The following is a 12,572-nucleotide window of genomic DNA, read 5'->3' as shown; positions in this document are numbered from 1 at the left end:
AAGGTAGAAAAAATAGTTGTAGCTTTGAGTACTTCGAATCACGTGTTTGTGTCGCTGATTGCAGGACAGGAACAAGAACAAAATGATTAACAGAATGAAATACAGCTTATTCAGCATCTTCCTGATTGCTTTAATTGCATCGTGCTCCAATAACAAAAACGCAAACATACCTGTTGAACCGACAGCAGCAAATATTGACAGTTTGTTGAATCTATACCCTGACAGTGTGTCTTTGCTCCTCTTCAGAGGAAACAATGCCCTGAATGAATACCGGTTTTACGATGCACTTTCCGACGGTGCCCGCGCTTTTCGTTTGGACAGTATGAATACAAATGTTCGTATGTTATACGGACAAGCGCTGAATAATAAAGCCAACCGAAGTATTGAAGAAGTAAGTGCCGCACAACGCCACTTTAATTATGTTGTGTTCAAAGAGCCAAAAAATACAGATGCCCTGATCGCACTGGCGACCACCTACCGTTATTTACAGGATGCGGACAATGCGTTTAAATATGTCAATCAGGCATTGAAAATAGACAAGAAGAAGCGCGAGGCATATGCCCTGAAAGGATCCATTTATATGGACATGAAGAATTATGAGCTGGCCAAATCATCTTATGAAACAGCTGTGCAACAAGATCCTGGTTTTTATGAAGCTTATTTTCACCTGGCGGTGATTTACCACCACGAACAAAATCCGATTTGTATTGAGTACTATCAAACTGCTTATGAATTGAACCCAACCGATCCGGAGTTTTTGTATTCATACGCATTTGCAACCGAGTTTTTCGGCAAAAATGAAGAAGCGAAAGTATTGTACCGAAAACTTGCGGAAGACAATGAAAGGTATTACAAGGCAAGAGGACTTTTTCACCTGGGACATATCAAACAACGCGTAGAGAATCAAATAGACAGCGCGCTTTATTTTTATTCACAGGCCATTAATAATCAGAAAGACTATGTAGAAGCGTATCACAACAGAGGTATGTGCTACGAGTTGAAAGGCAATATTACAAGTGCGAAGCAGGAATACCTGGAAGCCTTGAAATACGATGAAGAGTTTCAGCTTTCCATTGACGCGTTTAATCGATTAAACCGTTAGTATCATCCGGCTACACATGCAGGAAAGACAGCTATACATCCAGATCTTTTCCAATTTACTCATTCCCGTCTTAGGGTTTTGGTTATGGGGCTGGAGCCTGTATTTCATTGTGTTATTCTACATCCTGGACATTCTGTCTTCTGAAGTCGTTGTGTACCTCAAATCAAAAAAGATCAGGGAAGCCGGGAAAAAAGAAACGGTGAAAAGTCCTGTGAACACCTACAAAATCATCTCCGGGTTATTTCTCGTGGCAACAATTGCATTTATTCAACTGGGAATTATGCTGATTCATCCCGAAATACGTCTGCAGGATGAAATCCGATCGTTTTTAACGTATAAAGAAATGGGCATTCAACAAGGGTTTTTACTGATTCCACTTGTTGTTCTGATGGCTTTTTCTTCCTATAAAATAGAATTTCTTGTTCCGAAAGTATACCTGCGTGAGGAGCAAAGAAGCTTGTGGAAATTTCACCTGAAAGAACGGTTTTTACTGATCACATTTTGTGCGATTCTTACTTTTATCGCCACCGGATTTCAATTTCAGGAATGGGTTATCCTGACAGTCATTCTGGCGGTTACCAGCGGATATACGTATCTTCAGGGAAAGGAGCGTATCAGGCAATTTACTGCATGAACGCACAATTATTCGGATTCCCTAAACGGAACGTCAATGTGACTCCGAAAAACGCATACCAGTCTTTTGTAGCGGCTGTTCCCCGTTTTCCATAACGGGAACCATCCAGGCTTCTGTTGGAAAGTGTAGCGGCCAACGGTCCGCTTGTAGCTGCCAGTTCAACGGGATCTACGTACGCATCTGCCCCGACATCATCCAGGTAATCCGTAAATGTTTTTCGAATACCGTATTCCAATCCGATCGAAGCGCGTTTTCCCAAGGACAATTTCACACCTAACCCCAATGGAATTGCTACCTGGAATAAGTTGTAATGGCCTCTTGTTCCCAAAGCTGTCCCTTGCCCTTCCGTACCCAATGGCTGAAGAAAAATCCATTCTCCGTTGTGCTGCGTTTTAGGGTTCATCCGGAAAACGGCAAGTTCTGCCAGGAAATAAGCAGTTCCTCTGTATTTTTTACTCCCCAGTTGAAACGGCATGTAGTGAAATTCAACACCTGCCCCCAATTCAAAAATATCGGATTTAAAGTTCAGATTCCGGTTGGAAAGCAACGGATCTTTTGACCATTTGTCATCTCCGACTACATTTCCATATGAAAAATTAACCCTGAATGACAGTCGGGAATGAATATTGTACCGGTAAAACAAACTTCCTGCGGGTTGGGTTCCCTTAAAATGACCAAACCGGTTCAAATCGCCGATGTAGTAGGAACCTCCAAGCATCACACCGATTTCAGACCGCGACAATGCCGTGTGAAACTGAGCATTCAATCCCAGCGATGCACCGATAAAAACGAGTAATAAAAAGGTGTTTTTTAACTTCATTTCCTGAAAAAGAACGGAAAAATAGGGAAAATATTTCACACAACCTGAATGATTGCAGAATATAGGTTTAGTTGTAAAGGATGGTCGGTATGATTTTCTTCCCGTTCACTTTGAGAACGGGAGGAAAATCTGAATTACAATGAATATGTTCCGTCCGCAATCAGTTTCTGAGCAATCAATTGACGGTTTTCTTTCGGGTTAATGTTTTCCAACTTGGTAAAGCGTTTTAATCCCATCAGCATCATTTTTAACTCATCTCCTTCTGCAAAAGAATTCAGCACGTCTTTGGCCAGCTTATTGATTTTATCCGCCGCATCGTAGAAGTATGTTTTTACAATAGCAATCTGGATCGCTGCTGCATCCTCTCCTTTTGCTTCAATGAGTTTCTGAACACGCAACAACGCCGATTCCGCTTCGTATACAATAATCGCAATGTCTGCAATTCCCATCAATACTTCCTGTTCTTTTGACAGGGTATTCATCAGTTTCTGAACAGCCGAACCTGCCGCCATCAGGATCACTTTTTTAAATCCTTTCAATGCTGCTTGTTCTGCACCCAATGTCCCTTGTGGTGCTTCTTCGAATTCAGGAATGCTCATCAATTCGTTGGCAACCGCCATTGCAGGTCCCATTAAATCCAGTTCACCCTTCATTGCACGGCGCAGCACCATTTCTACAATCAACATCCGGTTGATTTCATTTGTTCCTTCAAAAATACGGTTGATGCGGGAATCCCGGTAAGCACGTTCTACACTTGATTCGGCAGAATATCCCATTCCTCCGAAGATTTGAACTGCTTCGTCCACCACATAATCCAGTGTTTCTGAGCCTGCCACCTTTAAAATGGCACATTCAGGAGCAAATAACTCAATTCCTTTCAATGTTGCTGTTCCTTTGTCCAACCCTTCCGCAACGTATGCTTCAATTGCATCATCAATGTTTTGTCCCGCACGGTACAATGCAGATTCTGTTACAAATGTACGGATTGCCTGTTCTGCAATTTTATAGCGGATTGCTCCATATTTTGAGATCGGTCTTCCGAATTGCTCCCGCTCATTGGCATAACGAATGGAGTCCCCGATCGCATCTTTCGCACCACCGACAACACCTGCTCCCAGCTTGATACGTCCGATGTTGAGAATGTTCAATGCGATTTTAAATCCGTTTTCACGCTCAGAGAGCATGTTTTCTACAGGAACTTTTACATTGTTAAAAAACACCTGACGTGTCGAAGAGCCTTTGATCCCCATTTTCTTTTCTTCCGGGTTCAGTGAAATCCCCTCGGAATCTGCCTCCACCAAAAAGGCTGTCAGCTTCGCATCATCGTCGATTTTAGCAAAAACGGTAAACAAATTGGCAAAACCACCGTTGGTAATCCACATTTTCTGGCCGTTGAGAATGTAATATTTCCCGTCCTCGCTCAATACAGCTTTTGTTTTCCCCGAATTGGCATCCGAACCGGATCCCGGCTCTGTCAAACAGTAAGCAGCTTTCCATTCCCCTGTTGCCAGCTTCCCACTGTATTTCGCCTTTTGTTCTTCTGTTCCGTAGTACAGTAAAGGTAACGAACCAATACCAGTATGTGCTCCGTAAGCTACCGAAAAGGAATACCCTTTCCCCAGGTGCTCCGTCGCCAGCAATGATGTTTTGAAGTCAACTCCCATTCCGTTGTACTGCTCAGGAACAGAAAGTCCCAACAATCCCAGTTCTCCTGCCTTTTCAAGCAAAGAAACCATCAGACCCTCTTCCATTTTGTCCACACGATCCAACACAGGTGTTACTTCCTGCGCAATGAAATCATCACACATCTGCGCGATCATTCGTTGCTCTTCCGTCCATTCTTCGGGAGTGAAAATTTCATGTGGCAGCGTGTCTTTAATGATAAACTCACCACCTTTAATTGCATTTTTTGTTGACATATATTTAGAATTTGTAATTATCGTTTGGATAAAGATAAAAAAATATTTTAACTATTATGCATGCATATCAATTTTTTATGAATTAATTTACTTTTATATTCCATGTATGTTCTTTGTCATTGATATACGGACAACTCAACGGGGATACAGTTGAACAGAATGGAAACGGATGATTGCAAAAACAGTATGGTAACTTGTTTCTGATAAAAAGTGTGTAAATGAAGTGGAAAAAGAGATGTTGTTTTTAATACGACGTTGCCAGCGACAGCAAATAAAAAAACCATCAAAAAAGCAGTAGTAAGTTAACTTGATTGATGGTTCTTAGACTGTAAGTATATGTTGCTGTTCACTACCTACATGATATAAAATCATAGCGATAATACAAAATTAAACGAAAACATACCTCAAAAAACGCAACTGATTGATTTTAACTCATTAAAAATCGCAACTCAAAATCAAACAAACAAAAACAACCTTAAAACCAGTAATTTAATAAAAAATATTTTTGATAAAAAAACAATAAATACCGTTGAAAATGGTCGTATGATCGACAAAAAGAGATGCATTCAATTTTAAAATTGCGATAATCACAACTAATCATTTTTATTTACTACCTGTTGACCATCAGTGTGTTTGATTTTCACTTTCAAAAACGACTTTTTTCCGGTAACGTTCAATCATCTGCATGATCTCTGTAAAGTAACGATCCCGCGTCTTGCTGTTTGTAAGGCTGATTTTTGAAGAGGCAGAGATCATCTGCCCCAGTAGCTTATATGTGTCTTTGACATAATACTGATTGGTCGTATGGATGGGGTTCAGGAAGTTTTGTGTGAGAAACAATCCTTCTCCTTTTTCCGTTGTGTAATAAAACATTGCCGTAGCATTCAGTATTTCGTTGTAATAAACTTCCAGTTGGTTTTCTTCCGAAGGCACCGGCTTTTTTCCATACTCATACTTGATCCCATTTCTGGCTTGTTCCTTCAGGTGTTTGACCAGGTGAATCATGTCGTTGTATAATTCCACCGCAACACTGTTGTCTATTTCATTGGATGTATAATAGTAGTAGATTTCCCGTACGAATCCTTTTAACATATCCGGGTCGTACAATTCTTTTGAGGGTACTTTATGGTACAGTTTGAGAATTTCATAGCTTGTTTGCATCAGGCGCATTGAAAAATAAAAATCTTCATAGTTTACATTCTTCAATGCATCCAATCGCATTTGTTTTTTGATCCAGAAAAACAGTTTTGCTTTCAGCAGATTGGGGAAATTGAATATCGGGAAAAACGGCGTATTGTTGACCGTCAGAATCATTCTCGGCGTCCCTTGCTTATGCAGCAGTTCCAGGTTTTGGCGGATACGGTCAAAGTAGGCTTCCAGGCTGAACCCTTCTTCCATGATCGGATTGTAATAAAACAAGGCAGCAGGCTCTTCTTTTCCCAGCAATGCGTCTATTGATATCCCCAACTGTTCTTTGATCTTGTGCAAATCATCCAGGGTCACATCCGTTTCCATACGGTATCTCCGATAAACGGCATCTTTACTGATTCCCAAAACCTCGGGCATAACACTTCCGATTGTCTGTCCTTTTCGCTCAAGTTCTTGCTGGATTTTTTGAAATAGTTTATGTTGTAATTCTCGTTTCTTCGACATTCGTTAGAGTTAATTCCTTGGCTAAAATACAAATCTTACTCCTACGGTTTTTTTACGTTTTTACACGTTTTTTTACCACATATGACAAAAATGCTGTTGTTTTTAATCGTTCGGTAAATCACACGCTGCTTTATTTACAACTGTTGGCGGAACAATTTTTTATATGAATCTTCGAATGAAGATGTATAATCGTAGTATAAAAAGCCACCGTGTATCATCAACCGGTTCGGAAATGAATTGTAATGTACCCTGATTGATTTTACAGGACTAAAATCTGTTTTCGACAGCTCTGTAACATACAAATGTCCATTGACCGAAAAGGTCGTGTAAAATGTTTCTGTGGCACCGTCATACAACAGCTCTTTTCTCCACCCCTGCTGTTTGTGATAGGAAATCGGCTGTGTGACAGGTTTGTCCAATGCATTTGAATTAAAATGAACCAGCAGGTCATTGTAATGATCAAAAATACAGACTTCATTTTCCCGTGTAAATAGCGGAATATAGTCCGGTCTGGAAATGACAAATGTATAAAACATCAGGTCCTGAAACTTATCCCTGCTTGCGGAGAGTTGCACAGTATTTATTTCCTGCATCTGGGCATTGAAGCTATACCCGTCCTGTTGGATTTGTTTCCTCCAGTCATCAGCAACCAGCACCTGGATGGAGTCTTCTGCACGGTAAACAATTGTTGGCGAATGATTTTGTTTATCAATCGCATTAAAGATGACGGTTTGATTGGAATTGGAAAAGAACTTGTAAAACAAGTGATTTTTTGTTTCTCCCAGACAATTCGCATAATAATCATAAAAGAAGGAAATCGGATTGGGTTCATAAACACCGATTCCATCTGCATGTTCATCTACCCTGTATATGCTGTCTGCTGATATAATTTGTAAATCACCCAGACAATCCCGGTGTAACCGTTCAGGTTTAAACGACAGCAAAACGGTCGATTCCATTTCTAATGCTTCATCCAGTCGCGAAAGAAAATATTTCTTTTGTCCTTTTAACAGTAAAAACGTTCCTTTTTCGTCAACATGAAAATCCAGTAAATGAATATTGGGCTGTTTAAAAACAGTCTGCCCCGTCGCATTGATGGTGACTTCCGGAATGTATCTGATTTCTTTTAAAAACGTAGAATCTTCCTGTGTAAAGGTATAATTCGTCAGCAAGCAGACGACAATAGTAATAGTAAATCGGTTCATAGGCATTGACTTTCATTGAAAGATACGATTTTAAATGATAATCATGAAACTATTATTTAAACTGCCGGATAAATTGATTGTCTGGTCTGTTTTTTGTTTCTTACTGCTTTTGATAACATTTTTGTGTTCGTTTCGTTAAATACTGTATATGCGCATTCTTTCATTTTTATTCGGATTTATCGGTTTGTCTTTTTCGGTTTCGGGACAAATGGTATTCAACACGCTCAAGCATAACTTCGGAGAACTGGAGAGTTATGACAACCGGTTTGTAGATATTACCATCACAAATCAAGGAGTCAGGGACGGGTATATTCTCAGCGTGCGGAAACCCAGTGAAGTAATTTACATTCAAAACCGTGCTTTTGTACAAAAAGACAGTTCCCTTACACTCCGTTTCCAGGTCAATCCGCAGGAAAAAGGAAAATTCTCCTATACTGTTGATATCTATACCAGCGACAAAGGGGATCCTCATAAACTGGTATTGAGCGGCAACTTACTGGAGATGGAAACAACCAGTCGCAGCAATTTAACCGCCTGCCCTGATTTTAACACGCATCCGGCCGGAAGAAAACCAAATCAATTTGATCTGACCGTTATTACAATTGATGCTTCTACGCGGGAAGAACTGGGGAAAAGTAAAGTCAGTATGATCCAGGACGGATTTGCAGTCTGGACGGATGTAACGGACAAGAGCGGACGCATCAAAAAACAGGGAACAATTGGTTTAGCATACTTTTATGCCCGGCATGACGGGTATCTGCCCGAAGAAAAAGGTGCATTTGTCAACAATGAACGCAATAAAGTGGTCATTGAATTGCAGAAAGATCCTTCCAATGTAATTGTACCTGAACCGGAAATCGTGCAACAGCCACCTGCACCCGAAATTGAAATTGATGTAACGGAAACAACACCACCTGTTGTGACGGAAACAACTCCTGTTCCCCCGTCTGATACGGAGACCGTTGTTTCTATAGAAGAACTGGACAATGACAACTTTGATCCTTCGTTCTTCGCACCGGTAAACCTGGTATTTGTCCTGGACATTTCTTCATCCATGAACCAGGGTGATAAAATGGAACTCATGAAGTACTCGCTGAATCAACTTTCTGAAATGATCCGCCAGCAAGATCACATTGCGATTGTAACCTATGCTTCCAGGGCAAATGTATTACTCGCACCGACTTCGGGACAGGATAAAGCAGCTGTACGGGAGCAGGTAAAAGGACTGAGACCTTCCGGTATGACTGCCGGAGGGGATGGGATCAAACTGGGGTTTGAACAAGCAGAAGCCGGGTTTATAACCGGTGGGATCAACCACGTTTTTGTCATCACGGACGGTGCATTCAATCACAATAACTATGATTACAAAAAACTCATCAAAAAGTACGCGAAGAAGAACATTCAGCTTTCTGTTGTCGGTGTACTCAACGACGCAAAATCGGAAGTATCAATGCGTGAAGTAGCCCAATTGGGAGAAGGTCAGTACATTCCTGTATTCAAATTGCTGGATGCCGAACAGAACATTCGACAGGCGGTACGAAAAATGGCATTTAAGAAATAAAACTACCGTTCGGTCACGGACATAAAAAAATCCCGTAAATTGTTCGTTTACGGGACTTAGCTATTAATCGAAAATAAACAAGAGTACCCCTACTCCTGCAAAATCTTAGTTCAATTTTGACTGCCGAAGCATTTTCTACTTGCAAATGTGTAGTTAAATCCTGAATTTTATAAACTAAAATAAAAAATCATTACGATATCCAATTTAATTTCATTGGCATAAATTTTGAATTTAACCGCTGGTTATCAATATTTTTTGTAAAACAAAAATACAATGTCCAAATCATCATCCGACCATTTAATTGAGCTGATTCACTCCCTTTCCAAGGCTGAAAAGCGCAATTTTAAGTTGTATGCAAAGCGCAATTCGTCCCAGGAAGACCTCAAATTTATTTTGTTGTTTGACTACATTGACAAGAGTTCCTGTTATTCTGACGCCGAAGCACTGGCTAAAATCCCGGAAATCAAAAAGGAACAGCTCTCCAATATAAAGGCACATTTGTACAAGCAACTTCTTGCCGGTCTGCGAATTTTGAATACCACCAAGTATACACAGATAGAAATCCGAGAATACATTGATTACGCGGTAATCCTGCTCAACAAAGGATTCTATCATCAGGCATTGAAACAATTAGAAAAAGCCGGTCAGCTGGCAAAAAACGGGGGGTACAACATCCTGGCATTGGAGGTCGTCGAGCTGGAAAAAATCATTGAATCTCAGTTTATCACCAAAACCCTCAGTCAACGGGCTGATTACCTGACCAATCAAAGTTCTTCCAAGGAAGAGCAGGTTTCATACTCGGTTTTTTTTTCCAACTTATCCCTGCAACTGCATGCACTGTACCTGAAAGTCGGGTTTGTTCGCGATGAAAAGGAAAACCTGTTTGTCCAGCAATTTTTCCAATCCAAGATGATTGCGTTTAAAATACAAGACCTGGGTTTTGAGGGAAGAATTTACTATTACAATGCAATGGTGAGTTACAATCATATCATACAGGATTTTGTAATGTGTTATAAATATGCCCGTCAATGGGTTGATTTGTTTTATGAAAATCCTGAATACATTGATTCCCGAAAAGAAATTTTCCTCCGGGCACAGCACAACCTGTTAGGTGCATTGTTTCATTTGAGGGATTACAAACGCTTCAAAGAGGTTTTTGCAAAATACGATTCTGAAAAGGACATCATGAAGGGGAAAGAAAACATCGAACAGGTGTATTTGCTGTACCTGCACATGAACCGTATCAACCAGTATTATTTCGAGGGAAATTTTGACGAAGGTATAAAAATCGTTCCGGAAATACTCTCATTCATTGAACGTTATCAATCTAAGATGGATGAGCACCAGATTGTTGTTCTCAATTACAAAATTGCATGTCTTTACTTCGGATCGGGCGATAATAAAACAACGATTCGCTACCTGAACAAGGTCATACAGTTCAAAGATTCCAGCTTGCGGGAGGATATTCAATGTTTTGCACGGATTCTCAATTTGATTTCACATTTTGAGCTGGGAAATAATGAGTTGGTGGAATACCAGGTAAAAAGCGTTTACCGGTTCCTGATCAAGATGGGAGAGCTGCACGGGGTGCAAAAAGAAATCTTTTTCTTCCTGCGTCAACTTCCGTTTTCTTCGCTCACGGATGTACGTAAAGCCTTTAAGGTATTGCATCGAAAATTGGTAAAACTGGCGCAGGATCCGTATGAAAAGCGTGCGTTTCTCTACCTGGATATCATTTCCTGGCTGGAGTGTAAATTAGGAAACCGAACGGTTCAGGAAGTGATTCGCGAAAAGTTTGAGAAAGAGATACAAACGGGAAGCAAGTTGTATTTCCCGAAAGAAGAAGGGGTCTGATTTCCGGTTACAGTTTTAAATTGGCCGACACACCGGCATAATTTACGATGGCTGTTTTCACTTCCTTCGATGCTTTACTTTGATTGGCCTTGATAAACGCCGCATCTTCTTTAATATTGGCTGTATATTTCAATATTTTCGGGGCGTTTTCCTGGATCATTAGTCGCAAAAAGCGGTACTCAACGTTAGCAGAATTGGACTGAATTGCTGCTTCCAGCAATGTTTTTCCTTCTTTAAATTTCTTCAGTTTATCTCCGGCTGTCTTTTGATACTCGGCACTCTTCATCATAATTGTTCCATAATAAGCCTGCTGATCTTCACTCGCCGTTGCCGCGGCTATTTTTTTCTCCAACGCAACGATGTTGGCCTGCTCTCCCGCTTCCAGTGTCTTGAAAAATTCCGCCTTGGAAAATGTTGTTGCCACAAGTGCCAGCAGTGATAAAAAGTGTATCATTTTTAATTGTTTAAATGGATAACAAACTACACGCCCAAATTTAATCTTCAAAAATCAGCTGAAACAATTGTTTTCGCTGCTCTTTCATCTCCAAAATTACTTCTTTCTTGTTCATCAACAGGAAAATATAGTTCAATTTGTAGGAAATATGTTGCATGTATTTGCTGAAACTGTATGCAAAGAATCCCAGAACCGGCATCAAAACACAATACACGACCAGCAGCCAGAGTTCCGGTTGAAACAGTTGATAGAACAGTATGGCAAAAAAAGCATAATTAAGCGGGTAAATAATCAAGCCGATAAGGATCGCAAGTGGTGCGTAAAACTCCTTGCTTTTGGTAATTTTCGGGATAATAAAGTCCGTGAATTTGAAAGGAAGTATGTTGTGAATCAATCCGAACAGGTACACTGGAAACCCGATAATCAACCCGATAAAGGAGGTAATGATTTGCCGGATAAACATCGAAGAACGCAATCCCCTGTCAAGAAAATCATTTTTTATTTCCAGTTTTTGTGTCTTCCAGTTCAGATTCCAGAGCAATTGTTGAATCTGCTCTACTTTTTTAGGCTTTTCAAGGGTAAGTACTTCGATTCTGTCACGGATTTTCTTCATGAAGCCGACTTCCGATTCCACATCAGAAGCATTGTGTAAATACCTGGACTTCAAAGCATCGCTCAATGCCGTAACCAGTGCTTCCTGTTCCTTATTTTGTGTTGTAACGAGTACTCCTTCCAGCAATTTTCGAAATTCCTCGGTTAATTTTCGTGCTGCAGAAGACTGATTTTCCCTGAACTCTTCCAGGTAGTGAGTAACTCCGATTCCGTTTCCGAAATTTACCATAATGGAACTTCTGAATTTTTCTCCCTGGGTGTACATGAGCCCCACGGGTACAACCTTCAGGTTTAATGTTCCGTTTCCTCTGAGTTCGGACTCCAGAGCAATTCTGGCAGCTCCTGATTTCAATTGTCTTAGCAATAACTCCATCTGGCTGTTTCCTTCCGGGAAAATAACCAGGGTTTTCCCTTCCGCCAATAAGCGGTAACACTCTTCCAGGGTGGAAGAATTATCAACGCCTTGCGTTTTAGCCTCCGTAGCGCGGTTAACAGGAATCATGTTCAACGATCTGAGAATCCGCATTTTTAACTTATTGTTGAAAAATGTGGCTTTTGTCATGTAATAGATCGGACGGGGAGAAATAATTCCGATCAACAGTGCATCCACAAGAGTATTGGGATGATTGGCAATGATAATCATCGGCCCCGTATGCTCCAGGTAGCGCTCATTCCTTACCTTAATCTCTGAGTAATAAAGATTAATCCCAATGCGCATTAATACTTTAAGAATGCGGTAAAGCATAGTGTTTTTTTAA

The 12,572-nt window shown here is 40.5% G+C and carries 10 protein-coding genes; 4 read left to right on the top strand and 6 right to left on the bottom strand.

Going from position 1 to position 12,572, the window contains the following annotated elements; all coding sequences use genetic code 11:
* Nucleotides 1–94: 94 nt before the first annotated feature.
* Both H9Y05_RS06705 and H9Y05_RS06700 read left to right on the top strand, forming a co-directional pair.
* Nucleotides 95–1,102 carry a tetratricopeptide repeat protein gene (locus tag H9Y05_RS06705; RefSeq protein WP_163490082.1) on the top strand — a complete coding sequence of 336 codons (1,008 nt, stop codon included), beginning with the start codon at nt 95–97 and terminating at the stop codon, nt 1,100–1,102.
* Between the two features lie 16 nt (nt 1,103–1,118).
* On the top strand, nt 1,119–1,736 hold the full coding sequence (locus H9Y05_RS06700; protein WP_216713844.1) for a hypothetical protein: 618 nt from the start codon (nt 1,119–1,121) through the stop codon (nt 1,734–1,736).
* On the opposite strand, the gene porG is transcribed toward H9Y05_RS06700, so the two are convergent.
* The 4 genes from porG to H9Y05_RS06680 all read right to left on the bottom strand — a co-directional run bounded on the left by porG (nt 1,726) and on the right by H9Y05_RS06680 (nt 7,333).
* Nucleotides 1,726–2,556: a type IX secretion system protein PorG gene (porG, locus tag H9Y05_RS06695; RefSeq protein ID WP_163490084.1), complete on the bottom strand. Its 831-nt coding sequence runs from the start codon at nt 2,554–2,556 to the stop codon at nt 1,726–1,728. The two genes, H9Y05_RS06700 and porG, sit on opposite strands and share 11 nt — an antisense overlap.
* Before the next feature lie 134 nt (nt 2,557–2,690).
* Complete coding sequence (locus H9Y05_RS06690) at nt 2,691–4,475, bottom strand: acyl-CoA dehydrogenase family protein (protein ID WP_216713843.1); 1,785 nt, start codon at nt 4,473–4,475, stop codon at nt 2,691–2,693.
* Between the two features lie 624 nt (nt 4,476–5,099).
* Nucleotides 5,100–6,128 (bottom strand): hypothetical protein, encoded by a 1,029-nt coding sequence (locus tag H9Y05_RS06685; protein WP_163490086.1) that lies wholly within the window; start codon nt 6,126–6,128, stop codon nt 5,100–5,102.
* Nucleotides 6,129–6,262: 134 nt separating this feature from the next.
* A complete protein-coding gene (locus H9Y05_RS06680) occupies nt 6,263–7,333 on the bottom strand; it encodes a hypothetical protein (protein ID WP_216713842.1) in 1,071 nt (356 codons plus the stop codon).
* 148 nt (nt 7,334–7,481) lie between these two features.
* Here H9Y05_RS06680 and H9Y05_RS06675 point away from each other — a divergent pair, with 148 nt between their 5' ends.
* Together H9Y05_RS06675 and H9Y05_RS06670 are read left to right on the top strand one after the other, a co-directional pair.
* On the top strand, nt 7,482–8,894 hold the full coding sequence (locus H9Y05_RS06675) for a VWA domain-containing protein (protein ID WP_216713841.1): 1,413 nt from the start codon (nt 7,482–7,484) through the stop codon (nt 8,892–8,894).
* A 273-nt stretch (nt 8,895–9,167) separates the two neighbouring features.
* Nucleotides 9,168–10,748 (top strand): hypothetical protein, encoded by a 1,581-nt coding sequence (locus H9Y05_RS06670; protein WP_216713840.1) that lies wholly within the window; start codon nt 9,168–9,170, stop codon nt 10,746–10,748.
* A 7-nt stretch (nt 10,749–10,755) separates the two neighbouring features.
* On the opposite strand, the gene H9Y05_RS06665 is transcribed toward H9Y05_RS06670, so the two are convergent.
* Together H9Y05_RS06665 and H9Y05_RS06660 are read right to left on the bottom strand one after the other, a co-directional pair.
* A complete protein-coding gene (locus H9Y05_RS06665) occupies nt 10,756–11,202 on the bottom strand; it encodes a hypothetical protein (protein ID WP_163490090.1) in 447 nt (148 codons plus the stop codon).
* Nucleotides 11,203–11,242: 40 nt separating this feature from the next.
* Complete coding sequence (locus H9Y05_RS06660) at nt 11,243–12,559, bottom strand: lysophospholipid acyltransferase family protein (RefSeq protein ID WP_216713839.1); 1,317 nt, start codon at nt 12,557–12,559, stop codon at nt 11,243–11,245.
* Nucleotides 12,560–12,572 lie beyond the last annotated feature (13 nt).

This window comes from Taishania pollutisoli (assembly GCF_014518315.1).
Classification (GTDB): domain Bacteria; phylum Bacteroidota; class Bacteroidia; order Flavobacteriales_D; family Crocinitomicaceae; genus Taishania; species Taishania pollutisoli.
Note: the sequence above shows the minus strand (reverse complement) of the source record. Positions and strands in the feature narration are given on the sequence as shown.

Excerpts from the sequence above, each read along its gene's own strand:
- H9Y05_RS06705 (WP_163490082.1), top strand. The coding sequence starts at position 95 with ATGAAATACAGCTTATTCAGCATCTTCCTGATTGCTTTAATTGCATCG.
- H9Y05_RS06700 (WP_216713844.1), top strand. The coding sequence starts at position 1,119 with ATGCAGGAAAGACAGCTATACATCCAGATCTTTTCCAATTTACTCATT.
- porG (WP_163490084.1), bottom strand. The coding sequence starts at position 2,556 with ATGAAGTTAAAAAACACCTTTTTATTACTCGTTTTTATCGGTGCATCG.
- H9Y05_RS06690 (WP_216713843.1), bottom strand. The coding sequence starts at position 4,475 with ATGTCAACAAAAAATGCAATTAAAGGTGGTGAGTTTATCATTAAAGAC.
- H9Y05_RS06685 (WP_163490086.1), bottom strand. The coding sequence starts at position 6,128 with ATGTCGAAGAAACGAGAATTACAACATAAACTATTTCAAAAAATCCAG.
- H9Y05_RS06680 (WP_216713842.1), bottom strand. The coding sequence starts at position 7,333 with ATGAACCGATTTACTATTACTATTGTCGTCTGCTTGCTGACGAATTAT.
- H9Y05_RS06675 (WP_216713841.1), top strand. The coding sequence starts at position 7,482 with ATGCGCATTCTTTCATTTTTATTCGGATTTATCGGTTTGTCTTTTTCG.
- H9Y05_RS06670 (WP_216713840.1), top strand. The coding sequence starts at position 9,168 with ATGTCCAAATCATCATCCGACCATTTAATTGAGCTGATTCACTCCCTT.
- H9Y05_RS06665 (WP_163490090.1), bottom strand. The coding sequence starts at position 11,202 with ATGATACACTTTTTATCACTGCTGGCACTTGTGGCAACAACATTTTCC.
- H9Y05_RS06660 (WP_216713839.1), bottom strand. The coding sequence starts at position 12,559 with ATGCTTTACCGCATTCTTAAAGTATTAATGCGCATTGGGATTAATCTT.